21 protein-coding genes are annotated in these 23,914 nt (G+C 61.8%); 6 read left to right on the top strand and 15 right to left on the bottom strand.

Annotated elements, in window-relative coordinates:
• Positions 1-18 precede the first annotated feature (18 nt).
• The 3 genes from ACWA13_RS01135 to ACWA13_RS01125 are packed head-to-tail and all read left to right on the top strand — an operon-like array spanning position 19 to position 1,956.
• Complete coding sequence (locus ACWA13_RS01135) at positions 19-402, top strand: hypothetical protein (protein ID WP_463936191.1); 384 nt, start codon at positions 19-21, stop codon at positions 400-402.
• A gap of 47 nt (positions 403-449) precedes the next feature.
• Positions 450-956: a metallophosphoesterase family protein gene (locus ACWA13_RS01130; RefSeq protein WP_463936189.1), complete on the top strand. Its 507-nt coding sequence runs from the start codon at positions 450-452 to the stop codon at positions 954-956.
• Between the two features lie 49 nt (positions 957-1,005).
• Complete coding sequence (locus tag ACWA13_RS01125; RefSeq protein WP_463936188.1) at positions 1,006-1,956, top strand: leucine-rich repeat domain-containing protein; 951 nt, start codon at positions 1,006-1,008, stop codon at positions 1,954-1,956.
• 402 nt (positions 1,957-2,358) lie between these two features.
• Here the strand turns inward: ACWA13_RS01125 and ACWA13_RS01120 are convergent, their stop codons facing one another.
• From ACWA13_RS01120 to ACWA13_RS01105, 4 genes are read right to left on the bottom strand one after another with little or no spacing between them, the layout of a single operon-like run.
• The gene (locus ACWA13_RS01120) at positions 2,359-3,147 is read right to left on the bottom strand and encodes an SDR family NAD(P)-dependent oxidoreductase (RefSeq protein WP_463936187.1); all 789 of its coding nucleotides are present in this window, start codon (positions 3,145-3,147) and stop codon (positions 2,359-2,361) included.
• Between the two features lie 40 nt (positions 3,148-3,187).
• Positions 3,188-4,222 (bottom strand): NAD(P)-dependent alcohol dehydrogenase, encoded by a 1,035-nt coding sequence (locus tag ACWA13_RS01115; protein WP_463936185.1) that lies wholly within the window; start codon positions 4,220-4,222, stop codon positions 3,188-3,190.
• Positions 4,219-5,034 carry an iron-sulfur cluster assembly protein gene (locus ACWA13_RS01110; protein ID WP_463936184.1) on the bottom strand — a complete coding sequence of 272 codons (816 nt, stop codon included), beginning with the start codon at positions 5,032-5,034 and terminating at the stop codon, positions 4,219-4,221. The genes ACWA13_RS01115 and ACWA13_RS01110 overlap by 4 nt, the downstream gene beginning before the upstream one ends.
• Positions 5,034-6,077, bottom strand: coding sequence for an amidohydrolase family protein (locus tag ACWA13_RS01105; protein ID WP_463936183.1), 1,044 nt, complete (start codon positions 6,075-6,077; stop codon positions 5,034-5,036). The genes ACWA13_RS01110 and ACWA13_RS01105 overlap by 1 nt, the downstream gene beginning before the upstream one ends.
• A gap of 168 nt (positions 6,078-6,245) precedes the next feature.
• Here ACWA13_RS01105 and ACWA13_RS01100 point away from each other — a divergent pair, with 168 nt between their 5' ends.
• On the top strand, positions 6,246-7,751 hold the full coding sequence (locus tag ACWA13_RS01100; RefSeq protein WP_463936182.1) for an AAA-type ATPase lid domain-containing protein: 1,506 nt from the start codon (positions 6,246-6,248) through the stop codon (positions 7,749-7,751).
• 1,083 nt (positions 7,752-8,834) lie between these two features.
• Here ACWA13_RS01100 and ACWA13_RS01095 read toward each other — a convergent pair.
• From ACWA13_RS01095 to ACWA13_RS01080, 4 genes are all read right to left on the bottom strand, one after another.
• A complete protein-coding gene (locus tag ACWA13_RS01095; RefSeq protein ID WP_463936181.1) occupies positions 8,835-9,413 on the bottom strand; it encodes a dihydrofolate reductase family protein in 579 nt (192 codons plus the stop codon).
• Between the two features lie 762 nt (positions 9,414-10,175).
• A complete protein-coding gene (locus ACWA13_RS01090) occupies positions 10,176-10,862 on the bottom strand; it encodes a hypothetical protein (RefSeq protein WP_463936180.1) in 687 nt (228 codons plus the stop codon).
• Complete coding sequence (locus tag ACWA13_RS01085) at positions 10,859-11,131, bottom strand: hypothetical protein (protein ID WP_463936179.1); 273 nt, start codon at positions 11,129-11,131, stop codon at positions 10,859-10,861. The genes ACWA13_RS01090 and ACWA13_RS01085 overlap by 4 nt, the downstream gene beginning before the upstream one ends.
• 21 nt (positions 11,132-11,152) lie before the next feature.
• Entirely contained in the window at positions 11,153-11,794 is a 642-nt protein-coding gene (locus ACWA13_RS01080; RefSeq protein WP_463936178.1) for a hypothetical protein, read from the bottom strand.
• A gap of 85 nt (positions 11,795-11,879) precedes the next feature.
• Here ACWA13_RS01080 and ACWA13_RS01075 point away from each other — a divergent pair, with 85 nt between their 5' ends.
• Positions 11,880-12,512, top strand: a complete 633-nt coding sequence (locus tag ACWA13_RS01075; RefSeq protein ID WP_463936177.1) for a TetR/AcrR family transcriptional regulator — start codon at positions 11,880-11,882, stop codon at positions 12,510-12,512.
• Between the two features lie 231 nt (positions 12,513-12,743).
• Here the strand turns inward: ACWA13_RS01075 and ACWA13_RS01070 are convergent, their stop codons facing one another.
• Positions 12,744-13,115: a hypothetical protein gene (locus tag ACWA13_RS01070; RefSeq protein WP_463936175.1), complete on the bottom strand. Its 372-nt coding sequence runs from the start codon at positions 13,113-13,115 to the stop codon at positions 12,744-12,746.
• A gap of 219 nt (positions 13,116-13,334) precedes the next feature.
• Between ACWA13_RS01070 and ACWA13_RS01065 the strand changes: the two genes are divergently transcribed.
• Complete coding sequence (locus ACWA13_RS01065; RefSeq protein WP_463936174.1) at positions 13,335-14,771, top strand: fibronectin type III domain-containing protein; 1,437 nt, start codon at positions 13,335-13,337, stop codon at positions 14,769-14,771.
• 536 nt (positions 14,772-15,307) lie between these two features.
• Here the strand turns inward: ACWA13_RS01065 and ACWA13_RS01060 are convergent.
• The 6 genes from ACWA13_RS01060 to ACWA13_RS01035 all read right to left on the bottom strand — a co-directional run bounded on the left by ACWA13_RS01060 (position 15,308) and on the right by ACWA13_RS01035 (position 23,906).
• Positions 15,308-15,967 carry a nucleoside/nucleotide kinase family protein gene (locus ACWA13_RS01060; RefSeq protein ID WP_463936172.1) on the bottom strand — a complete coding sequence of 220 codons (660 nt, stop codon included), beginning with the start codon at positions 15,965-15,967 and terminating at the stop codon, positions 15,308-15,310.
• Between the two features lie 455 nt (positions 15,968-16,422).
• Complete coding sequence (locus tag ACWA13_RS01055; RefSeq protein ID WP_463936171.1) at positions 16,423-17,217, bottom strand: SDR family oxidoreductase; 795 nt, start codon at positions 17,215-17,217, stop codon at positions 16,423-16,425.
• A 53-nt stretch (positions 17,218-17,270) separates the two neighbouring features.
• The gene (locus ACWA13_RS01050) at positions 17,271-20,144 is read right to left on the bottom strand and encodes a molybdopterin-dependent oxidoreductase (protein ID WP_463936170.1); all 2,874 of its coding nucleotides are present in this window, start codon (positions 20,142-20,144) and stop codon (positions 17,271-17,273) included.
• Between the two features lie 2 nt (positions 20,145-20,146).
• Positions 20,147-21,109 (bottom strand): FAD binding domain-containing protein, encoded by a 963-nt coding sequence (locus tag ACWA13_RS01045; RefSeq protein ID WP_463936168.1) that lies wholly within the window; start codon positions 21,107-21,109, stop codon positions 20,147-20,149.
• Positions 21,100-22,305: an XdhC family protein gene (locus tag ACWA13_RS01040; protein ID WP_463936167.1), complete on the bottom strand. Its 1,206-nt coding sequence runs from the start codon at positions 22,303-22,305 to the stop codon at positions 21,100-21,102. Before ACWA13_RS01040 ends, ACWA13_RS01045 begins: the two co-directional genes overlap by 10 nt.
• A 110-nt stretch (positions 22,306-22,415) precedes the next feature.
• Entirely contained in the window at positions 22,416-23,906 is a 1,491-nt protein-coding gene (locus ACWA13_RS01035) for an NCS2 family permease (RefSeq protein ID WP_463936165.1), read from the bottom strand.
• Between the last annotated feature and the right edge of the window lie 8 nt (positions 23,907-23,914).

The following is a 23,914-nucleotide window of genomic DNA, read 5'->3' as shown; positions in this document are numbered from 1 at the left end:
AACGAAAGAACCCTGGACATGACCCTCGCACACGAAGCCCCCACACAGCGCCCAAACCCGGTGCGGCGCCATGCCGATCACCCCTGCGCAGCGCCACCGGAAACAACAAACCCGGATGTCCCGGTGGACGTCCGGTTCACCGATAACGGAACTCCCCTCGCCGTCCGTTACGACGGCCGGGTATGGCCCGTCGCCGCTGAACCTGTGCACTGGTTCGGCCGGCGCGCCTGGTCGTCGGAGTGCCGCCGCACACCCGTCGGTTCCGGTGACCTGGTCAGCATGGAGTACTGGCGGGTGCAGGTTCACGCCGGGTCCACGTCTTCACCGTTGAGGACCTTCGAACTGCGCCACGATCCCCAGTCTGAGCATTGGCTTCTGGAATCAATCTCCGACCTGGCCTAAGCAGGTGAACCTCCGCCTTCCGGATGCCTGCGTGGCAGGATGTGCGTATGCCGCTGAACCTTGTGCTGGTTGCCGACACGCATGTGCCCAAGCGCGCCAGGGAGTTGCCCCCGCAGGTGTGGACCGCCGTCGAAAGTGCCGATGTGGTGTTCCACGCAGGCGACTGGGTGGAGGAGGAACTGCTGGACGCGTTCCTACAGCGCAGCCGCTGCCTGGTGGGTGTTTACGGCAATAATGACGGTCCTGGCCTCCGTGGCCGGCTGCCGGAGACGGCAGTCGCCACGTTGGAGGGCGTCAGGTTTGCCATGGTGCACGAGACAGGAGCAGCCAAGGGGCGGGAAGCGCGGTGCGAAGCGCTCTACCCCGATGCCGACGTGCTGGTTTTCGGACACAGCCATATACCTTGGGACAGCACGTCTCCACGCGGGCTGCGGTTACTGAATCCCGGTTCCCCGACTGACCGGCGGCGGCAGCCAGCATGCACCTTCATGACTGCGCTGGTGGATGCCGGAGCGCTGAGCAGGGTTACGCTCGTGACGGTGCACCGCGATTGAGTTGCCGGTTGGGCGACGGCGGCCAGACTAAGCACCGAATTGCCGGTCCGTGAAAGGTGAGGAAGCGAAAGCCGTATTGGAAGCAGCTGTGCCGGAAGGGACAAATCTATTGGACTTTGAGTTACAGCCGTATGAGAGCGGAACAGACCTCGTTGTGAAGGGGCGCTGGACCTCCGCATGTGAAGACGCCATAGTTACCGGAACGGTAGACGGTTTGGTCCTCAACACTGCTCTGGGGTTCGCCGAATCCAGTCTTGAATTCCTTGACGCGTTGCCGATATCCAGGCTGAAGGTACTGGCGAGGAACATCACCGGCCTATCCCCCATTTACCGCTTGTCCGGGACCTTGAGGGATCTGGACGTGCTGACTGCACCAACCTCATCACTTGATCTGTCACAACTGCCAAAGATTGAGAGGCTCAGCGCAGATTGGGATCAAGTGTCGAAAACACTCCCACAGCTGAAGGAGCTGAGAAAACTATTCCTGCGCTACTTTGATGGGCATGACTTGCGTGAGTTCACGTCCAACTCTGCGCTCGAGAGCATACGCCTGAAGGATCGACCCAAAGTTGTTTCCCTCGATGGAGTACAAGACTTTGCAAACCTCACCGAACTCGGGGTATTTCTTGCGGCTCAGCTCCGCGACATCTCATCCCTGGCCTCCCCAACCAGACCCCCGCTAAGGAAGCTCGAACTGGTTGCTTGCAAAGGAATCCGAGACATCACTCCCCTCGAGCGGCTCATGAAGTTGCAGTATCTAAATCTTGGGGATTGCGGTGAAATCCAATCGATTCAGCCATTGTCCGATTTGCCGGAGCTGGAACAGTTCCATGGCTACGGCTCAACCAAAATCAGCGACGGCAACCTGTCCCCGTTGCTATCTCTTCCCCGTCTCAGGACAATATCCCTTCAATCCCGTAGAAATTACACCCCGAGCCTTCAGGATGTCAGGGAACTCTTGGAGTCGAGAGCTCCTGAGCAGGCTGGGGAAGAGCGCTAACTGCCCCAGACGGGAAACGCGGCCGCGGCTGTACAACCACCGGCCCAACTTTCGGACCTCCGGGTGGGCAGCCCTGGCAGTGGGAAACATTCGGTGTTCCTGGATGAGACTCCTATCTGGCGCATGGTGCAATGGGAGACTGCGAGAGGACCTCCCAGGGCGTTCCACTTCCTAGGATTTGAAGGGGGTCTGGGACTTTGTAGATTCGACAAGAAGGAACCATCTTGCGCTCAGTTTTCGATCCATTCAACACGTGTGGCGACAGTAGATGAGCTGGTCTTGTTGCTATGGCGAACCCGGCCAGTACTGCCACACGGCGGCAACGCGCCTCAAGGGAAGAAGTGCGTCGCCGCCGTTATTGCAGAACCATGATGGAGGGATTGGCACTACGCCAGCGACTCGTCAGGAGAAGTTGATGCCACCATCAATCAATACTGTCTGGCCAGTCATGTGGTCGGAATCTGGCCCTGAAAGATAGGAAACGAGCTTGGCGACGTCGGCTGGTTCCGACACCCGGCCGGCAAGGATGTTATCCACCTGTGCCTGCAGGGCACTGCCTCGCGGCTTGCCGTCACGCTCTGTGAGTCGCTCATCAATGAGATCCCACATAGCGGTGCCAACAACACCGGGTGCGTAGGCGTTCACAGTGATTTTGTACTTGGCGAACTCCATTGCGGCTGCCTGTGTCAGGCCTCGAACTGCCCACTTCGTCGCCGAGTAGGAAGCGAGTACGGGGAAGGGTCGGAATGCCACGATGGAGGCGGCAGCGATGATCTTTCCTCCCGTTCCTTGGGCAATGAACCGTCGAGCCGCCGCCTGGTAACAGTAGTAGACACCCTTGATGTTGACGTCGATTAGTCGGTCCAGGTCGTCCGGCTTCACATCAAGGATTTCGTCCACCTGGGCTATGCCTGCGTTGGCGATGAAGACGGACAGATGTCCGAGCGCCCCGGTACCCTCGGCGATAATGCGTGCCATGTCTTCGGGATTGGCCACGTCTCCGGTGACGCCGATGGCCCGACGCCCGCGGGCCTCCACTGCCGTGACCACCTCGTCGATATTCGCCTCCGCACCTGGTATATCGGCCACGATGATGTCTAAGCCGTCCTCGGCGAGCCTTTCGGCTATCGCCCGGCCGATACCTCGGCCGGCTCCGGTGATCAGCGCAATACGGGATTCATTTTCTGACATGGAATTTTCCTCTTTCTTTTCGGATATGTGGTGAAGCAGATTAGGGCACCAGAATGGCGCGGCCGCGGACCTTGCCGGCGTCGAGATCGTTGATGGCTTGCGGGAAGTCATCGAGAGCGTACTTCTGCGTGTGGAGCGTGACTGCTCCGCGCGCGGCGAGGGCCATGAGGTCCTGCAGGTCGTTGTAGCTGCCGACGAGGTTGCCGATTATGTTGATTTCCGAGGAAACCAAATCGATGGTTGGCACATTGATGTTCTCGCCATAGCCGACGACGAAATAGTCGCCCGCCTGCCGGGTCATGGCGATGCCCTCGGTGGTTGCACCACCTTCACCCACGAAATCAATCAGCACTTCGGCGCCGTTGCCACCGGTAAGTTCCAGGACCTGTTTCACATGTGTGCCGTCGGCGATGACGCCTTCATCGGCCCCAATGCTCTTAGCGAGGTCTAGCGCGGCCGGGTTACGGTCGACAACGATGATACGGCTGGGCGTGAGTGCTTTGATGACCTGGATACCAATATGGCCGAGGCCTCCTGCCCCGATGACAACACATGTGTCGCGTGGGGTTAGGCGCTTGGCTGCTTTCGCCGCCGCATGGTAGGCAGTGAGGCCGGCGTCGGCCAGTGCGGCGACGTCGGCCGGCTCGAGCGAGTCGTCGATCTTCACGACCGAGCGGGCGGAGGTGAGCAGATACTCGGCGTATCCACCGTGAGTGTCGATGCCGGGAAACTTGCTGGTCTCGCAATGCACATCGTCACCGGAGCGGCAGGCGCGGCAGAGACCACAGGTAACGAGCGGGTGGAGGATCACCTTGTCGCCCACCTGAACATTGGTGACCGCGCTGCCGATGGCATGGACCCACCCTGCGTTCTCGTGCCCGATTGTGTACGGCAACTGGACCTGGGATTTCTCTGCCCATTGTCCTTCAAGGATGTGCAGATCGGTTCGGCATACCCCGGCTCCGCCGACGCGGACGACAACGTCCCAAGGGCCCGATACTTCCGGCATGGGAACTTCTGCCATTTTCAGGCCTTCGTGATAGCCGACGACTTGTACTGCTCGCATAGTGCTCACGCGTGGATCTCCTTGACAGTGACTGGAAGCAGGGTGTGGTGGTCGGTGGGTTCAGCGCCTTCGAGGCGGGCACTCTGGTCCGCCTCGGACCCCGTGTAGCGGGTGCGAAGCAGACCCCGACAGAAGTGGGCGTTGCCGTCAATCGAGATACGGGTTGACCGGGCACGGCGCAGTGCCATGGGCACAGCCTCCGGCGTATAGGTGTGCCCTTCATGATCGACAAGGACGATTGCCTCGGGGCGGGTAGGCAGTCCTAGGGCTGCACGCCGGCGCAGGAGCGCTGTCTTGCTGCGTCCGGCCGGGAGGTCCATCACGCGGACGCCTCCGACGTTCGCCTCGAGAAGATTCCGGTCAGCCCGGAGAAGTTCGGTGAGGCAGCGTTCCATCGCGGCGGTGTGCGCTTTCTTTCGAAACGTCCACCGCAACTCGTCGAGGCTATCATCGGCTTCGTGGCGGAACGTTCCCCGATAACCTGCGTCAGCGGCCAGTCCTGCATTGATCAGGTCAGAGTCATGGTGGTCGTCCAACTCGACGATGACCCGCTCGATCCCCTCGAGGGCCGTGATGGCGTCCTTGCTGTCCGATGCCATGAGGTACGCGAAGTTCGGCGAGCAGAATGATGTTGGTAGACGTAGGTGCACGCTGACTACCGGCCCTTCGAAGCCTGGGACGACATCTATGGATCGCACGAACCCTAGGTCCGTGATGGGTTCGTCGAGTTCGGGATCCTGCACCGCGCTGAGAGCACACCAGATCTCTTCCGTTTCAAGCAGGGCAGCACGAAGGACTGGCCGCGTCTGGATGTCCGTCATCACACGGCCGCCAAGTCTGCCCGCTCCGGCTGTCGCGGTCCCGTCGCGGTCTCTGCGGCATTGGGCAGCTGCAGGGCCGCCGGCACCGGGATGTCGTACATTTTCGCCGCGTTCAGGCCGAGAATCTTCTTTTTTTGATCGATGGTGAGCGGAGCGTACTCCGTCATGTCCTCCTGGATCTGGAAATCCACGAATCGCTCGATCAACCAACGAGGCGTCCAGAGGGCGTAGTCGCTGGAGAACTGGATCCGGTCCTCACCGATCCAGTAGATGAGCTCGCCGATGATCTGGGCGAAGTACCGCGGCCGGGTGTGCATGAAGGGCATCGCTACTGCAAGGCCGCCATGGACGTTCGGTTCCTGGGTGGCGATCCAGCAGAAATCCTCAAGCCTGGGCAGGCCGACGTGCTCCACCACAAAGTTCAGGTCGGTAAAGTCCGAAGCGGCGTGGTCGATGTCTGAGACGTCGAACGCATCCCGGTCCAAGGGGCGAATGGTGGGGCCCTTGTGGACGTGAATGTTCCTGATGCCGAGCTTGCGGCACTCTTCGAAGTAGCGATAGGACCAGGGATCCGAGAGCTTGTAGCCGCGGGACTCGCCACGCCATTCCGCCGTGTAAAGCTTGACGCCCTTGAAGCCCATCTTTTCGTGGTTCGCGCGTAGCCTGTCCAACCCAGCTTCGCCGTCACGGGGGTCGTAGCAGTGGTTGTAGCTCAATTTGTTCGGGTGCGCGGCGGCCAGGCTGTAGGCCTCCTCCGTCTGCCCGAACCCCTTCTTGTAGAACTCTCCCAGGTAAGCCGGCTGGAAGATCGCATGGTCAACATAGCCGTCCTCAAAGATGTCCTTCATCAGGCGCTTACCGCCCTGGTACAGGTATTCCTCGTAAGTCCACAGCTCCTCCTCCGGGGAGAGGTTGCGGTGGTAGTCGTAGAAGCAATCGATGAACTGCTTGCCATGGACATTGAGCTGGTTTTCCGGGCGGGCATCCCACAGTGCGATGTGAGCGTCAACGATGAAGTAGTTCTCGCCGTCTTTGGTGTACATGCCTAATCTCCATCTCCTCACAACTGCCGTAGTCGTGATACGAGAAGACGTTATGGGCTTTTCACGACTCGTTGATGTGATCGGCGTCTCAATTTGAGACAGGTGCTTTTGCCTGTCGGGCCGACGTTCGCGTTATTGTCAGGATGACTACGTATAAGGAGGTCGGCAATGGAGCCGGACCGCAATGACTCCCCTATGGCCGAAGTAGAGGAATACGGCAGCCACGGAATCTCCTCGGACTCGCGCCGGCTTATAGCGTCTTGGACGCGGAGCCGGGAGTATGGGGTGTCCCCGGAAGCCGTTGACCCTGTCTGGGCCGACGAAGTGCCTGACGACTCGCTGTTCTTCCAGTGCGGCCAAGAGGTATTGGCTGGTCTTCACCAGACACTGTCCAACGAGCCTCTCAGCCTGATGCTGACCGACGCAGAGGGCTTGGTCCTCAACCGATTCAGCGGTGACTCCTCCCTTCTACGAGCACTGGACCAGATCTACCTCGCCCCCGGCTTCGCGTTCTCAGAACGGCAGGCCGGAACAAATGGCCTCGGCCTTGCACTGGCAGATAAGGTGCCCACCCTGGTCCGCGCCGAAGAACACTACAGCGCCAGCCTGCGCACTTACACCTGCGCGGCAGTGCCGGTCATTGATCCTGTCACCGGCAGCCTTGAGGGAAGCGTCAACATCACCACCTGGTCCAAAACGTCATCCAGACTTCTCCTGGCCCTCGCCCAATCTGCGGCCACCAACACCTCCACCCTCATGTTTAGCCGATCACAGGGGCGGACTCCGCCCTCAAAGTCCCACGGCGGAGTGTTCCGCGTGCAACGCCCCCGGCTCGAGCCCGCCGCGGGAACTATGCGTGCCATGTCCTCCTCTTGGACGGCAGCCCTTGAACAGGCGACGACGGCCCTGACAGCAGGACAGATTGTCGCAGCCATCGGGGAAACCGGAAGCGGACGCACCACGCTCCTCGGACAGGCCTTCCGTCGAGCGCATCCCACCTGCCGGATTCTCTGCGCCTCCGTCCCTGCACCAGAAAAAGTCGAAGCCTGGCTCGCGCTCTGGACACCCGAACTCGCCAAAGCCGGCACCGCGATCATCATCGAAAACGCCGACTTCCTCCCCGCCTGGGCCGCTCAAGAACTCGCCACACACGCCCGGAACATCCTGCACACCTCATCACGAACATCCGAAGCACCTCCTACTCTTCTCTGCGCCTTCACCGCCGAAGACCTCGAAAACGTCCCGCACGAACTCAAAGGATCTGTGGCAACCGTCGTCCCCGTGCCGGCACTTCGCGAGAGACCAAATGATGTGATGCCCCTCGCCAGATACACGGCGCGCCAAACCAGGCTGCGCGACCTTGACTTCACCGCGGCAGCCGAAAGGGCACTCACCAGCCATGACTGGCCTGGAAACATCGACGAATTAGTCCACGCGATACACGCTGCAGCCCTCATAACGGAGACGATTGACGTACGGCACCTCCCCCCGGAGATACTCGGTCCCGCTAATCGCAGAATGTCTCGCATCGAAAGCTTCGAACGCGACGAAATAGTGCGGATCTTGGCCCGACCCGGTATGTCCGTATCGAGTGCCGCGGCTGAACTAGGCATCAGCAGGGCTACGATCTATCGACGCCTTGCCAAGTTGGGAATCGATCCGCGCATACAGTGATCAATGAGCAAAAGCACTAATTTCACCATGCACGATGACTACGGCATAGATGCATCAATCCATCCTTAGCCTCGCCGGGACAACTCTTGCACCACAGTTGTTTTTCCTGCCCGTGACATGCCGGTAATTAATACTCGAGCCATAACAGCCAGCCTATTCGGTCCGCAGGAGCGCCCGTAAGCCGGTCCCTCACCGGCAGCATCTAACGTCAATCGAAGTCCCCACCGTTCCAGGACTACTGGATTCCCGTAAGACCCGCCCGGAAGAATGCCCGGTGAATGGGCCCTAAACGCTGCACCGTTGCAATGTCCCAATTCCTTGGAGCTGGGACACCGCTGGTGGGACATCTAGGTACGCATTCAGGACCCGCGGGCAGCCATGGCCTGGGATGTCGGTCGGATGTTCCAGAATGGAGGCAAAGTGATTGGGAGTTGTACCCAAGCCTGGGCCGAGGTCCGAAACGGCTATATTGCCAATGGAGGCCTAAATGTCACTCCCCGAAAGTCACCCAGGTGCACCGAAAACCTACTTCGAACCCGATGCTTCCCAACACAACTACGCCACGAATTTGGAATACTTTAATGCTCAGAAATGGTAGTGTCTACTGTCGAGTTTGCGGCTACCTTCCTTCTGATCCACCTTGGGGTGCTGACGGGCGGAGTCCGAGCTCGGAGATCTGTCCATGCTGTGCAGTCGAATGGGGTTACGAAGACTCCACGCCGCAAGGCATAGAGGCTTACCGGCGTCGTTGGCTCGAAGCAGGCGGTCAGTGGCACAGCCGGTATACCCCTCATGATGGACTCGAGACCAATCAGCGCCTTTCGCGTGTGCTAGGAAGATCTATAGACGAGAACAGCGCTCCGGGTTAGAGCAAACTAATCGAAATACCAGCGTGGGTTATTTTAATCCAAAGCGAGGTTGCAGCATGGGTCAAAAACTTTGACTTTGGACAGACGTCCTACCTGAGGGTGTCCCGCTTCCTTAGAAGTGGGACACAACGGTGCCCGTAAGGGGAACGCTCTCCGGGGCATCGGAGGTGCCCGGCATACCGGTCTCATTCAGGCTGAATCTGTCAGAGCGGATTCAGGCGCGGTCGTAAGTGAGGACCCGCAAGCCTGAGTCGAGCAGGGTCTCGTCGACAGGCCGGAACATGTGGGGCTGGAACGGACCGTCGAAGAGCGGGATGCCAGATCCGATGACCGACCGGTTCTGCTTGAGCACGAGCCGGTCGATTTCTGGCAGCAGCGAGTGGGCGAGAGTGCCGCCACCCACCAGCCACAGGTCCTTGCCCTCTTCGGCCTTGAGCGCGCGTACCCGTTCCAGGGCGCCGGAACGGACGATCTCGATGGCGGGATCATGGCTTTCCAGCGTGGTCGAAAATACAAGATGGCGAAGGTGGGGGTAGGCGTCGGTCAAGCCCGCGGCGAGGCCGATCTCGTAGGACGCCCGTCCTTCAAGAACTGTGTCGAACGTCCGACCTGGACTGCCGATACCCAGGGCGGCTCGCGCCGGCCCGGGAAGAGTCTCGGGATAGTGCTCAACGATGTACTGGACGACATCGGGCGTCAGCGGGAAGTAGTCCGCTCCGCTTGGATCGGCACCGTCCGGGCCAGCGATGTAGCCGTCGAGGGTCGTGGCCACGTAGTACACGAGCTTCCGCATAGAGATGATCCTTCCTGAGGTGCCCGCCGGGTGCCTGGGGTGTCGATTGCGTCCAATGCTGGTCAAGAAGAAGCTGCTGTGGATGATCTTCACTCATGCCCGTAAGGCGGTCCGCTACCGGCGGGTGAGCTTTCCCGCGACCTATGAAGGCTCCCAATTTAGGACGACGTCGCGAAGTTCCGCTACCGACATCTAGCTCCGCCCGGCGGCCGCTGATGGCCACGCCAGCGCTCCGCGAGAATTTGATGTCCGCGTGAACTACGAGCTGTCTATTTGGGCCCTCCAACTAACGAATGGACCCTTGTGACGGGCAGCAGACCCCGAACGATAGGGGCGGGCAAGGAATGCATAAGGATGCTCTCAACTTGCCCGCCCCGCGTTACTGGTGTTGCTCTGGCCGTCTCAAGCTGTCCGACGACCAGGTATTGCTGGTGTTGCTCTGGCCGTCTCAAGCTGTCCGACGACCAGGTATTGCTGGTGTTGCTCTGGCCGTCTCAAGCTGTCCGACGACCAGGTATTGCTGGTGTTGCTCTGGCCGTCTCAAGCTGTCCGACGACCAGGTATTGCTGGTGTTGCTCTGGCCGTCTCAAGCTGTCCGACGACCAGGTATTGCTGCAACGGTGCTTCCCCCTAAACAGGTAACTCAAGCGGGGGAACTTCCGTTCTCTTTTTCTTACGAGAAAAAATATAGCTACTATCTGAAATCTCGTCAACTCACGTTTAGGGGCCGTCAAACTCGGTGTGCTGTGCTTGGATGGGCCGTTAGCTCCGGCGCGTGAATTGGACTTGGATGTGCTTGAGCTCAGTGCGTGGAAGCACTGCGGTCACCACGCCGCCGTCTGCCAGTTGGGCTCCGATACCGTAGACGTACGGGTCCGTATCGACCTCCGCACCGGGCATATCGACTCCGTCGACGACGGTCCTAGCCTGACTGTTGATCATCCGGCCGGTTACTGTGGGGGCGTGTTGGTCCCATGGTTTGCTGCCCGGCCAGAGCTCTTGCCGAAATTGGTTCATCAGGATGTGGTTGACATGGTCAGCCAGTAGGCTTCGGACCGAAGAGCGCTCGGATGGAGCGCGGTGCCAGGTGGTTCGCACGGCCTCCACAAGTTGCGGGTAACGCAGTCGCTCCACGTACTCGATCAGCCAAGGGGGCCGAGGCCATGGCGGAACTTCCTCGATCGATCTGCGTGTTTTCTCGTCCAGGTCTGCGAGGTTTATTGGGTCTGAGCGGTCATCCGGGTTTCGCCAGAGCGTATAGGTGATGCTCGCCGTCATTTCGTTGTACCCACGATCATCTAGGCCGTAGGTCACGCCGACGCTGTCGGTGTCCTCCAATGACGGTTGGGGGGTGAGCCCCATCACCGGAATGGGCATGAATTTCAGGCGCTCGGCCCATTCGGCACGGGGGTCAGGAGCGTCTGAGGGGAGAATTCCAGCCACTCTCATACCCCGACTATGAGCCACACGAGGGTGCCTGTAAGCGGTGTGGCGCCCGTGCGTCCGAGGAGCTGCGCATCGATGGCGGCGGCGCCGAGTGCGCGCAGCCGGGCGAATACGACGAGGCCGACGACGAGCAACACAATCGCGAGGATGCCGCGGAGGATTCGGCGTTTCTCCCCTGCGTAGACGCGGTGGTATTGGACGGCGCGGGGAACGCGGGGAGTCGGAGCGGGTTTGTCGAGCCGGAGGAGCCAGTTCGAGGTGGTGCTGGACATGGTTTCTTCCTTTCGTGGAGGCTAGCTGGCGAGGTCGTCGATCCAGCTCGATCGCATCCGCAGGGCTCGCTCCGTGCTGCCGATGACGGCCCCGAGTCCAACGAGCAGGTTGATCTGGAGCGGGAGTTGCACGGGAGAAGTGAAGGTTCCGATCGAGCCAGCGATGGGAGGGATCAGGGTGAGCGATTCGATGATCTGCGGCACTGTGACGCACAGGCCCGCGAGGACAAGTGTTGTCGTGACGACGCCGACGAGCCGGCTCAGACGGGGGTGCTTGTGGTGCAACCGGGCACGACGACCTTCTGCGGATGCGGGGTCGGGCGTCAACTGAAGCTCGCGACCATCGGCGCGCACGTAGTGGCAGCGGCGAAGCCCAAAGCCGTTGATGGCGACCTCAATGTGACCGCCAGGCACTTCGAAGCGGGCCGGCATCTTCGAGTACGAGTGCAACGATCCGTTCACATAGAGGCGCGCCCGTACCTCGCCGTCGGCGAGGTCGCCGCCGTGGCGAACATCAACCGTGTAGGTGGACGATGTGCCGTCAGGGGCAGGAAGCGAGACTGTGCGCAAAGACCTGCCGAGCATTTGCCACCAGCGCAAGCGCCGCAGCGGCTCACCGGACCCGGTACGCACCCGGCGGTACCGCCACCCCTTGAATTCCATCTTTCTCCAACCCCGATTCCAACTAGTACAGTGTGATAGACCTCCGAGAGGATAAAGTAGCACACTGCAATAGAAGGCGTCACGAGTGAGGACAGAAATGGGTGGCTTACCCGCTGGATCGAAAGAACCGGGAACGCGCGACAAGATCCTGATTGCTGCAGCGACGATGCTCGGCGAGAACCCAACCGCGCGACTGAGTGTCCGGGCGGTGGCCGCGCGTGCTCAGGTGAGCACGGGCTCGTTGCGGCACTTCTTTCCCACGCAGCGGGACCTCGTCGACACCGTTATCGCCGGGCTCTATGACGTCGACATCCCGGATGACCCGATCAACGATCACGCGCTGCCGCCGTCCGAGCGCCTCGTCGCGTGCCTGCAGCTGATGCTCGCGCAAGTAGGCGTCGGCGATCGAGCCCGAAAACAATGGGGCGCCTTGTACGAGGCGTACGTGATGTCTCCCCCTTCCGAGGACGAGGCGGCCAATTATTTCGCGCTCGAGCGCATGGGTCGCCACCGCATTGAGCGTTGGTTGGCCGCACTCATCGAGGAAGACTCGATTCCCGCTGGCGAAATCGAACAGCGGGCACGATTCCTTGCCACCGTGATCAACGGCCTCATAATGGACCGTGCCCTGCCCGCCAAGGCCGTGGCGGCAGAGACGGAAACGGAAACGCTCCGGATCGCCGTACACGCCGTCACGATTTCATGGGCCGGGGCATGATCTAACCGGCGAAGATGACCTAACGCTCTACAGCCGCGTCCCACTTCCTTGGTATTGAGACACTATGTGAGAGCTGAAGTATGTCGTGACACCCTTCGTGGCCAGCCACCCGGCGCTGGCCCCTTAGTCTTCCCGGACTCACGCTGAGACGACAAAAGACCCTCCTGCCAGGAATGGAAAGAGGGTCTTTTCATGCATCCGGCAGGAGCCGGCTACATCGTCAGCTGCCTATCAGGCGACGCCGCCGAAGGCAGTGCTGCAGTTGTAGACGTAACCCGAGGTCTTGTTGACCCTGCAGACCTGGAGACGGACCGGCGTGCCCTCAGCCAGGCTGAGATTGGCGCTGTTGGTCGCGTTCAGGCCGCTGGCCCAAACGGTCGTAAGCAGAGCGCCGGTGTTGGAGTTGTACAGCCGGACCCTGGCTGAGGATCCATCCTCAAGGGTGTCTTTGGCGTTGACAGTTTCCGAGTACGCGCCGAAGTATCCGTAGGCCCCGGTCGTGGTGGCTTTGAGATCGGTGCCTGCATGTGCGGGCAGTGCCACTGCGGCGCTGGCGCCGATGGCAAGAGCTGCGGCCAAGACGGTCCTGGTGAGTCGCTTCATAATTCCCCCTAGATAATGAGCGGTTCCTGTACACAGTCTGCCAATGGGCATACCGACCGGCAGTTTCGCCGGTGAAACCATGCTCAGTCTCTTGTCTACCGGAGACCACTGTCAAGGAAACTTCTCGTGACGCGCCAGAGCATGTAGCCAGACCGTTTCAGAGCCCGTGGAGGCGTCGGTGGCAATCTCCTTGCCGTCCTCCGTCTTAGATGATGCTGCATGGTCGCAAGCATTTTTGCTGGTTTACTAAGCAGGCTTGTCATATCCGCTAACGATATGATTTCAACTTTTTATTTGCCCAATTTCGTATTGGCAGCAAAAACTCCCTTACACAACACTTCTTCAGGGGGAACAACTCCCACTCAACATCAAGGAGTGGAATTGAAGATTAAATTGTTGTCCGCAGCCGTGGTCTGCGGACTCTCGTTATTCGGTGCGGCCCCAATGGCCTACGCCGAGAATCGGTCAGAAGACACGTTCTCGGTGTCGCTCCAATCAAAGCCTTCGGTACGGATTGGAGCAGAAAAGGTAGCGCTTGGCGAGGTCTCCTCGGATATAGGGGAAAAGCATTTTTCCGGTGCTTCGAACGACGGGGATGCTGTGCGCGTTGTTCTCTTCGAAAAGCCAGCGAAAGAACCTGCAATGACTCCTGTCGATGCACCTGTTTCTGTTGACGGGACACAAGGTGCTGAGCAGGGATCGCTACCAATCCAGGAAGAACTAGTCCTTCGAGGGACTGCTCCGAAACCAACGGGAGCGATGAAGCCATCGATCGTAACGGCAGCTACCGATTCCAAAGTGAGCATCACATGGGCAGCCAGCAGTCCTTCTATTACGTACGACATTTACAAGGACGGACAGAAAGTCCGGGCATCGACCACGAATAGCTACACGGCACACGACCTTGCTCCCGACACCAGATACTTATTCGAAGTGAGGGATAGTAGAGTGGACGCCGCGCAGGCCACGTCGGAGCGGACCATCCCTGTTCAGACACTTCCGGAGGATGGTGCTGTCAAAGTGATACCTTTCACATATCAGCCTTACACCACTGCCTTCGTATACGAAACATTCATTCCCGAGGCGCAGGTGTCGTTGAATCTTGCAGCCGTCACCTCATGCAACGCGGTTGGCCAGTCGGGCATCACCTTCGGCGGTGACAACCGTTCGTACCGCACACCCGGAATCGGCTCACCGTATGACACACCCGACTATCGGACCATGATGTTCACCAATATCAACTGGGATAACGCTGCACCCTACGACGTGATCAATCTCAAACACGTAGCGCCGACGAAAAAATACAAGAACGGCAGCTTAGTTGAAACAAAGACTGCCTCCGCATCACAGATGTACTTCAAAGAGATCCAAAAGGGCGGATCCTACGCCCAGGTTAGATTCGACCACGCTGCAGGAAACCCCTTCTGCTCGATAGGCAATATCCGATACAACGTCGTCAACCGCTTTTACCGCAGCGGCGTCGTTGAGTCAGTAGGCTATCGTCAGCAAGCCCCAGCACACGAAGGATATGCGCGCTTCAACAACACCGGAGCCGAGTTCTGGGTGCCCATGTTCAGACTCCCGAACTCCTCATTCAACTGTCTTTTTGAGCACAGCTGCGCAACGGAGACAATCAATGCACGACAGGCACGATAACCAGTAGGAGGACCATGCCGCGGGCTGCGAAAGATTTGGAAAAGTCGAGGTTTTTTTGGGCGCTGCCTGGCGCATGCCTGCTCCTGTCCCTAGTCCTTGCCGCTTTCCTGACCCCGCCAGGCGCGGAGTTGATTCCGTTACTTCTACTAATATGTTTGGTTCTCGTCTCGGCTTTAGCTTGGACGGCTTTCGTGTGGTGGCCTCTATGGAAAAAAGTTTCTGAACTGACCAAACACGCCGTTCCCCAGATCTTGGTAATGTCCGGTGCCGGAGGCGCCATGAGCGTACCCTTTGCTCTCTATGAGCTGATCGTTGACAGAGCGCCCCCTGTCTTCGCGATCTTCGTCGGAATATTCGGTGCGGCAGCGGGTTTGCTCGGAACGTCGGTGTTCCTTGCTACATTTGCGCTTCTGCCCAACGCGTCCATGCCCGAAACTCCTCCGCCGAGAGAATAGTCCCAACCCCGACTTCCGGGATGCCAGGCGGTGTCCCACTTCCTTAGAAGTGGGACACAACGGTGCCCGTAAGGGGATCCCTCACCGGGCACTGGAAACCATGTCGGGACTGATGACTCTCGGTGACGTGAAATCCGCGTTATCCACCACGAACGTGGCGCGTTCCCACGGTCGTGCCGCATCGAAGTAGAGGCGCTGTCCTCCGACATATCGGCGCATCGTTGGGTGCTCAGGGTCTGGGTTACTGCCGTTTCGAACTGCCATTCGTGCCGCGGTTTCGGTGAAAGGAACGTCCAGGAAAACGGAAGCATCCCAGTAGGAGGCCAGTTCATCGCGGTGCAGGAACATGCCTTCCACAAAGACGAGTGCTTCTGATGGAGCAAGCAGGACGTCCACTTGCGCGGTTCGGTCGGTCACGGAGTTGTAGGAAGACGGTGAGTACCAGCCGGTCCCTCTTGGGCCGAGCGGTCTGAGTAGCCGATTTTCCAGGGCGGCGTAGTTGTAAGTGTCCTGCCAGAACCCTTCTGGTGAAGCACGTCCCTTGGCATGCCGGATGGACGACGGGTTTAGAAAGTCGTCGGCGTGGATGACGGTCACGGGGCGGTTCCGGATCTCCGCTACCAGGTTTGCGGCGAAGGATGTCTTGCCGCTGCCATCTACACCGTCGATTGCGACGAGTCGGCGCCCTGGTCCGATGTCGTCGAGGATGTTGTTGGCCAGCGATCGCATGAACTTCTTCATATCGTCATTTTCACAGAAGTACCCTTCGCCGGTGCTCGTAAGCCGGTCCCCCACGGCAGCATCCACTGTCCCTCAAAATCCCCGGTGAAGGGGCCCTAAACGCGGCACCGTTACCCGTCCTACTTCCTTAGAAGTGGGACCCCCCTTGTAGGAAACTCCCCGTGGATCCCGGTCCGCATAGACACGCGTAACCTGACTGTCCCAGATGTCGTCCCAAAACTGCCGGCACATCCGACGGTCACAGTGACAACTTTCGGTACGGTTCGCGGATGGACTTTGGGATCACACGTATAAACCACGAACAGGACCTCACCCGGCAGCTGGACGCCATGACGGCCGTCGGGATCGACAGTGGCCGCATACGCTGAGAGCAACCGGCCCACCCGTGACTTTGAGCTTCCTGTTACCTCGGCAATGTCCCGGACTGACGCATCTTCAAGCGCGAGGGAATGAGCCTAACCCCGCCCCACAAACGGCATGCCCGCGGCCGTCACCACCAGTGAACCGACGCTCGCCGTGGCCGGCATCCCAGCCATCAGGAGCACAGCCCGGGCGGCGTCAGCGACAGGAAAGGTGGGCTCCACCTTGCGGCTGCCGTCCGCCTGCAACGCCCCCTCGCCCACGCCGATCGTGTCCATGATGTCCGTGGCGGTGTTGCCGATGTCGATCTGGCCGCACGTGATGCCGAAGCCGCGGCCGTCCAGTTCGATGCTCTTGGTCAGGCCTGTCATCGCATGCTTCGTCACCGCGTAGGCCACCGTGCGGGGCCGCGGCGAATGGGCGGAAATAGAGCCGTTGTTGATGATCCTGCCGCCCTGCGGCGACTGCGCCTTCATGGCCCGGACGGCCGCGGCGGCGCACAGCATGGACCCGGTCAGGTTCACTGCCACCACGGCGTTCCAGTCGGCCAGGCTGATCTCGTCCACGGAACCTGCCGTCCCAAACACGCCTGCGTTGTTAAAGAGCACATCCACCCTCCCCCAGCGCGAGGTGGCGGCGGCGAAAAGGCGCTCGACGTCGTCGGGTTGCGTCACATCGCACGGCACCACCAGCGACTCCGGATGGCAGTCTGTCCCCGCCATCCGTGCCGTCTCCAGTAGCGCCTCTTCACGGCGGCCGGCCAGCACCACCCGGTAACCTCCAGCCAGCATCAGCTGGGCCACGGCCCTGCCAATACCGGAACCCGCACCGGTCACCACGGCGACCCGCGGTGTCTCTGATCCAGTGACGACGCCGGCAGCTTCACTCATGCATTTTCCTCCAGTTCAGGCGGGGCCCTGGCGGCCAGATCCCAGCATCGTTCTCACGTGGCCTCGACGGCCACCACTCCGGCAGCCTTCAGCCCCAGGTAAATACGGTCCCGCGAAATCGGCAACTCGCTGAACCGAACCCCGGTGGCGTCCCGGATGGCGTTGGCCAGCGCGGGAGCCACCGGGTTGAACGGGCTCTCACTCATCGATTTTGCCCCCATCGGGCCTAATGAGTCGGATGTGACCGCAAAATAGACCTCGCTGCGTGGTACGTCCGCGAACGTGGGAATGTGGTACTGCCGCAGGATGTCCGTGGTGACCTTGCCGGAACCGTCCACCACTACTTCCTCGTACAGCGCGGCACCGAGCGCCTGTGCGATGCCGCCTTCGATCTGCCCGCGGCACTGCCGGGGGTTCACCACCACACCCGCGTCAGCTGCCTGCACACTCTGCAGGATGCCCAACTCGCCGGTGGCGCGGTTCACGGCCACACGGAAACCATGCACGTTGAACGCCACGGACCGCGGAGTTCCGCCCCAGCGCCCCTCTGCAGCGAGTTCGATGCCGGCATCCGCTGCCGCCTGCGCCAGTTCCGCCAGCGGCACCCGCGTTCCCTCGCACACCACTGCGTCCGGCTCCAGCACGCAACCGGAGGCTTGGACCTGCCGGATACCGGCAGCGAAAGCCTTGATCCGGACCGCCAGTTCCTCCGCTGCGCCGAACGTCGCCTTCCCGGCCACCACCGTTCCGGCTGACCCGAACGCGCCGGTGTCGTGCTCCACCAGGTCTGTGTCCGACTGGCGCACCTGCACCCGGTCGGCCGTGGTGCTCAGCGCCGAGGCGGCCAGCTGCGCGTGCACTGTGGTGGTGCCGTTGCCGAATTCGGCCGTTCCGACGTCGGCCACGTAAGTTCCGTCCGGCAGGAGCCTGACGTGCGAGTGGGAAAAGTGCCCGCGCGGCGGAACAGTGTCGATCATCGACAGTGCCGTTCCTACTCCGATCGCCCAGTCGGGGCTTAGGTTGTCCAGGCCAGCCCGGCGGTAGCGTTCGGCGCCGCGGTCCAGCGCGTCCTGCACCAGGCGGATGCACTGGTCCAGCCCGTAGCTGCCGTAATGGACGTCCTCTTCCGGCTCCGCGTGCGTGGAGAGCATGTCATCGCCTTCACGGACCATGTTGCGGCGCCGGAATTCCAGCGGGTCCATGCCGATCTCCGCCGCCAGCTCATCCATGCCGGACTCGATCGCGAAGATCATCTGGCTCAGGCCGTAGCCTCGGAACGCTCCGGACGGAATCATGTTGGTGTACACCGCCTTGCCGTCCGCCTTCTTGTTGGCGCACTTGTACACGGCCAGCGATTCGCTGCAGCCATGGAACATCACTCCGGGCGCGTGGTTGCCGTAGGCGCCGGTGTTGGTCAGCACATCAACGTGCATCGCGGTGAGCAGGCCGTCCCGGGTGGCGCCCATCTTGAGCTTGATGGTGAACGGATGCCGGACCGTCGAGGCCACGAACTGCTCGGTCCTGGTGAACTCCAACTGCACGGGCCGTCCCAGTTTGAGGGCCGCGAGCGCCACGATGTCCTCCGTGAGCACTTCCTGCTTACCACCAAAACCGCCGCCCACCCGGCCGGCCACTACCCGCACCTGGTCTTCCGGCAGCCCAAATATCCGGCAGATGGTGCGGCGGACCAGGAAGGGGACCTGGCTGGAGGTCCGGATTTGCAGCCGCCCGGCCTCGTCAAGGTGGGCAATCGCGGCGTGCGTTTCCAGCGCCGTGTGCTGCACCCGCTGCGTCTGGTACGTCCGTTCATGCACGACGTCGGCACTGGCGAGTCCTGCCTCCACGTCACCCAGGTGCGAATGCAGTTCCGCAACCACGTTGCCGGACGGGTTGATGATCCGGCTGGCTGCCGGGTCCTTGTCACCGTGGAGGGCCGGAGCCCCGGGGGCGATTGCTTCCTGCGGTGAGAAGACGGCGTCGAGCGTTTGGTACTGGACCTTGATGGCCCGGACTCCCGCTTCGGCCGCCTGCACCGACTCGGCCACCACGGCGGCCACCCGCTGCCCAATGAAACGGACCACGGAATCGAGCACGCGGGTGTCGTCCGGGTCGTCGGTGAACAGCTCATGCTGGGCGGTGGAGAAAAGCTGGTCCGGTGCGTCCTCGTGGGTGAACACGGCCACAACGCCCGGGATTTCCAGGGCTGCCCGGGCATCGATGCTGATGATCCGGGCGTGCGCATGCGGCGAGCGGACCAGCTTCAGGTGCAGAAGGCCCGGCAGTTCCCCCGCCGGGACGTCCAGGGTGTAGCGGGCCTTGCCGGTCACGATGGCGCGGCTTGCCGGTGCCGGAACGTCATCGCCGGCCTGGCCGGGGATGGGTGCGCCTGCTGAGGCTCCCTGCCGCGTTGGGTTGGCCTGGTCCCTTTGGCCAATCTGGTCCGTCGCACTGTCCTTGCTTGCGGCGTGGCCGCCGTGCCCGCAGACTGCATCCTCGATAGCCCGGTAACCGGTGCAGCGGCAGAGGTTTCCTTTGAGGCTCCGCGGCAGGTTGGCGAGTTGGCCGTCGTCGAACGTTGCCGCCGTCATGATCATCCCGGCGGTGCAGAACCCGCACTGGAAACCCTGGCGTTCCATAAACTGCTGCTGCATCGGGTGCAGGCCACCTGCGCCGGAATCGTCCGGTGACCCGGCCGGCACCTCCGGAAGACCCTCGATCGTGGTGACGGAACGGCCCTCCGCCCGGACCGCGGGATAAATGCAGCTGTGGACAGGTTTGCCGTCCACGTGGACGGTGCAGGCTCCGCAGTCGCCGCCGTCGCAGCCCTTTTTAACGCCCAGGTTGCCCTCTTCGCGCAGGAAGGTCCGCAGGCATTGGCCCGGACGCGGCCGGGAATCCGTGCTGGCTCCGTTGATCTCGATGCCCATGGTCAGGCCTTTCCTTTTGTAACAGCCGGGCTAACTGCCGGCGAAGCTGCGGGCGGCCAGAAGTCACCAGATACGGGCACCCCGGCGTCGATGCCGTGGGCCGCGGGCGTGCCCAGTTCCATGCGAATCTCCTCCGCCAACCGGTACGTCATGTCCTTGCGCCACTGCGGGTGGCCGTGAATGTCGTCGTGATAAAGGTCGTCAGGGATGGCGTCCGCGAGCGCCTCAGCCAACTCGTCTGCGGTGGGCAGGGCAGCAAACCGCAACTGCACGGGCCGTTTAGTCGCCGCGGTGACGGTCAGGACGAACCCATAGGTGCCTTCGCCGGTATCCGCGAGCCTGCCGATCAGCAGCACTCCAGACCGGCCAAAGTTGCTCAGCGAGAGCCGGCGGAAAGCCACCCGCCCGGCCAGTGCCGACGCCGGGAGGTGGATGCTGCGCAGGAGTTCGCCCGGTGCCAGGGAGTTCCGGGCATCTCCGGTAACAAACTCTGCAACCGGAATTGTCCGGCTGGCACCGCCCGGGCCCAGGACCAGGGCCGTCCCGTCCAGCGCGGCGCAGAGCGAAATCATGGGTCCGGCCGGCAGCGACGTGCAAAGGTTCCCGCCCACAGTGGACATGTTCCAGACCTTGAAGGACGCCACGAAGGAGTCGCAGCAGGGCCGGAACAGGTCAAGGCCGGGCCAGCTGCGGACACCCGGATCCGAGGATGCGCCCAAGGATTCAGGCAGGGCATACAACTCTGCGATGGTGCAGGTGGCGGCGAGCTTGATGCCGTCGTCACTGACGGTCACGGCCTGCCAGCCGGCGTCGCCAAGGTCCAGCAGGCGGCGCAACGGCTTGGCCCCAAAGGCATAGCTGCCGTAGGAAAACAGCACGGTGCCGCCGGCCAGCCAGGCATCGCCCTCGTGGAAATCGGCAGGATTCGTGGTGCGGAGCACGGCCTCAATGGTGTTCATGTCCATGGTTGCTCCCCGGCGTTAATGGATGCGTGAATTGATGCGTGGATGGGACCGTGGCCGTCCTTGAGCGAGCCGACTCCCGCCAAAGTGGCACCGGTCCGGGACGCCAGGATCTCCGCGGTAATGGAGACGGCAACCTCTGCAGGCGTCACCGCGCCCAGGTCCAGGCCGATCGGCGAATGCAACTTTTCCAGCTGCCCTGCCGCCACTCCTGCATCGAGCAGTTCGGAGACCCGCTGCAGATGGCTGCGCCGCGATCCCATGGCCCCCACATACGCCAGGTCCAGGGAAAGCGCGGCGGACAGCAGTGGGATGTCGAACTTGGGATCGTGGGTCAGGACGCACACCACGGAGCGCGGATCGAGCCGACCGGCAGCGGCCTCAGCAGCCAGGTAGCGGTGCGGCCAGTCGCTGACCACCGAATCCGCCGTCGCAAATCTTTCCTGCCCGGTGAAGGCAGGCCGGGCATCGCACAGTGTGACGTGGTAGCCCAGGAGCTGGCCGGCCGGCAGCAAGGCTGCGCCGAAGTCGTTGGCGCCGAAGATCAGGAAGCGCGGCGCCGGGCGACGGCTCTCCACCAGCAGCTCCACCGGTTCCTCCCCACGGTCCCCCGCCCTGCCGGCGCGCTTGCGGCACGCGTCACTCGCCAGGCGCACCAGCCCCGCTCCCCCGCTGCGCAGCAATGGACCAAGCTGGGCCGCCGCCGAACGGATCAGGGCCGCATCACCGTCCAGCAAGAGGGCGAGTTCGGGCGAATCATCGGGAATGAACGACACAGGATCAGGCACGACGACGGCGCCATGGCCGCCGCTGTCCACCCTGCGGATCAGTGCCAGGCCGTTCGCCGTGGCCGGCCGGGGTACCCCGGCGGCCAGTGGGGAAAGGGTCAATGGCTCGATATGGATCTCCAGTTCGCCTCCACAGGTGAGTCCCACTGCGAAGGCATCCGCGGCGCTGTAGCCGAAGAAGCTGCGGCGGGTGACGCCGTCGTCGATTGCCTCCAGTGCCGCCTCCACCACGGCGCCTTCCACGCAACCGCCGGAGAGGCTGCCCAGCGTCTCGCCGGCCTCTGATACCAGCATGGAGGTGCCCACAGGCCGGGGAACCGAGCCGCCGGCTGCCACCACGGTGGCCACGGCGCATCGCTGCCCCCGGACCACGGGCTGCCACCCGCCCAGGGACGGCATCAAATCAAGCATTGCTGCACTCCTTTTTCTTGGCCGGGAATGCGCTGCGCAGCCGGACATCCGCAACCGGGATTACCGGTGCGGATGTCCGAAAGCGTCGCGCTTGTCCGGCAGCAGCGGTATCAGGCGCCAAGCAGCACGTTGATCGGACCGCGGGCAAAGTAGACCAGGAAGCCAACCGAGACCACCCACATCAACAGATGCACCTTCCGGGCCCGGCCGGAGGCCGCACTGATCACGGTCCAGGCGATGAAGCCGACGCCGATTCCGTTGGCGATCGAGTACGTCAGCGGCATCGTGACGATGCACAGGAACGCGGGCAGCGCCACGGAGAACCGGCTGAACTTAATCTCGCGGATCTGCGCCATCATCATGGCGCCCACCACCACCAGGGCAGAGGCCGCAACCTCCAGCGGAACCACGCTGGTAAGCGGGGTCAGGAACATGGATCCGAGGAACAGCACGCCCGTCACCACCGACGCCAGGCCGGTGCGCGCACCTTCGCCGATTCCCGCCGCGGAATCAATGTAGACGGTGTTGGAGGACCCCGACGTCGCACCGCCGGCCACCGCGCCAATACCTTCCACAATGAAGGCGGACTTCAAGCGGGGAAACGTGCCGTCCTTGTGGGCGAGTCCGGCGCTCTTGGCGAGTCCGGTCATGGTGCCCATGGCGTCGAAGAAGTTGGTGAACACCAGGGTGAAGACCAGCATGGTGGCGGCCAGCGCCCCGATCCTGCCGAACGAGCCGAACATATCGAACTGGCCCACCAGGGACAGATCCGGGATGGACACCAGGTGGTTGGCCAGCACGGGAGTGTTCAGGTGCCAGCCACCCGGGTTATCCGGACCGCCGGGACCGACTTTGAAGACCGCTTCAACGATGACCGCCAGCACTGTGGAGGCGACGATCCCGATCAGCAGCCCGCCCGGAACCTTCCGGGCCACCAGGATGCCCATCACCAGAAGACCGAGCACAAAGACCAGCGTGGGCAGCGTGGTGATGGAGCCATCGGTGCCCAGCTGAACGGGGGGACCACCCGCCGTCGGACGGACAAAGCCGGAATCCACGAACCCGATGAACGCAATGAACAGGCCGATCCCCACCGTGATGGCGGCCTTGAGTTCCTTGGGCACTGCGCGGAAGATTGCGGTCCGTGCGCCCGTGACACCGAACAGGACAATCAGCAGGCCGTTGATCACCACCAGCCCCATGGCTTCGGGCCACGTGACATCCTGGATCACCGAAACAGCAAGGAACGAGTTGATGCCGAGGCCGGCGGCCAGTCCGAACGGCAGGTTGGCCACCAGTCCGAACACGATGGTCATCACCCCGGCAGTGAGGCCGGTGACGGCTCCCACCTGCGCTGCGGACAACCAGTTGCCTGCCACGTCCGTAGGTGCGTTGTCCGGGCCGAAGCCGCCCAGGATCAGCGGGTTGAGGATGACGATGTACGCCATGGTAAAAAAGGTCACGAGCCCGCCGCGGAACTCCCTGGCAAGGGTGGAGCCGCGGGCGGTGATGTGGAAAAAGCTGTCCAGGAACGAGCCGGACGGAGGGGTGGATCCGGGTGTGGGCTCAACTGCAGCCGGATCAGGCTTCAGGAGTGTCATCCCTGCCA

This window comes from Pseudarthrobacter sp. TRD_SC_9, assembly GCF_055361265.1.
This window is presented reverse-complemented; position numbering and strand designations above follow the sequence as displayed.

Bases quoted from the DNA above. Each gene is read 5' to 3' on its own strand.
- ACWA13_RS01050 (WP_463936170.1), bottom strand. From the start codon at position 20,144: ATGGGCATCGAGATCAACGGAGCCAGCACGGATTCCCGGCCGCGTCCG.
- ACWA13_RS01135 (WP_463936191.1), top strand. From the start codon at position 19: ATGACCCTCGCACACGAAGCCCCCACACAGCGCCCAAACCCGGTGCGG.
- ACWA13_RS01070 (WP_463936175.1), bottom strand. From the start codon at position 13,115: ATGAAGCGACTCACCAGGACCGTCTTGGCCGCAGCTCTTGCCATCGGC.
- ACWA13_RS01045 (WP_463936168.1), bottom strand. From the start codon at position 21,109: ATGGACATGAACACCATTGAGGCCGTGCTCCGCACCACGAATCCTGCC.
- ACWA13_RS01055 (WP_463936171.1), bottom strand. From the start codon at position 17,217: ATGAGTGAAGCTGCCGGCGTCGTCACTGGATCAGAGACACCGCGGGTC.
- ACWA13_RS01035 (WP_463936165.1), bottom strand. From the start codon at position 23,906: ATGACACTCCTGAAGCCTGATCCGGCTGCAGTTGAGCCCACACCCGGA.
- ACWA13_RS01080 (WP_463936178.1), bottom strand. From the start codon at position 11,794: ATGGAATTCAAGGGGTGGCGGTACCGCCGGGTGCGTACCGGGTCCGGT.
- ACWA13_RS01065 (WP_463936174.1), top strand. From the start codon at position 13,335: ATGGTCGCAAGCATTTTTGCTGGTTTACTAAGCAGGCTTGTCATATCC.
- ACWA13_RS01090 (WP_463936180.1), bottom strand. From the start codon at position 10,862: ATGAGAGTGGCTGGAATTCTCCCCTCAGACGCTCCTGACCCCCGTGCC.
- ACWA13_RS01060 (WP_463936172.1), bottom strand. From the start codon at position 15,967: ATGAAGAAGTTCATGCGATCGCTGGCCAACAACATCCTCGACGACATC.
- ACWA13_RS01095 (WP_463936181.1), bottom strand. From the start codon at position 9,413: ATGCGGAAGCTCGTGTACTACGTGGCCACGACCCTCGACGGCTACATC.
- ACWA13_RS01120 (WP_463936187.1), bottom strand. From the start codon at position 3,147: ATGTCAGAAAATGAATCCCGTATTGCGCTGATCACCGGAGCCGGCCGA.
- ACWA13_RS01100 (WP_463936182.1), top strand. From the start codon at position 6,246: ATGGAGCCGGACCGCAATGACTCCCCTATGGCCGAAGTAGAGGAATAC.
- ACWA13_RS01110 (WP_463936184.1), bottom strand. From the start codon at position 5,034: ATGACGGACATCCAGACGCGGCCAGTCCTTCGTGCTGCCCTGCTTGAA.
- ACWA13_RS01040 (WP_463936167.1), bottom strand. From the start codon at position 22,305: ATGCTTGATTTGATGCCGTCCCTGGGCGGGTGGCAGCCCGTGGTCCGG.
- ACWA13_RS01105 (WP_463936183.1), bottom strand. From the start codon at position 6,077: ATGTACACCAAAGACGGCGAGAACTACTTCATCGTTGACGCTCACATC.
- ACWA13_RS01130 (WP_463936189.1), top strand. From the start codon at position 450: ATGCCGCTGAACCTTGTGCTGGTTGCCGACACGCATGTGCCCAAGCGC.
- ACWA13_RS01085 (WP_463936179.1), bottom strand. From the start codon at position 11,131: ATGTCCAGCACCACCTCGAACTGGCTCCTCCGGCTCGACAAACCCGCT.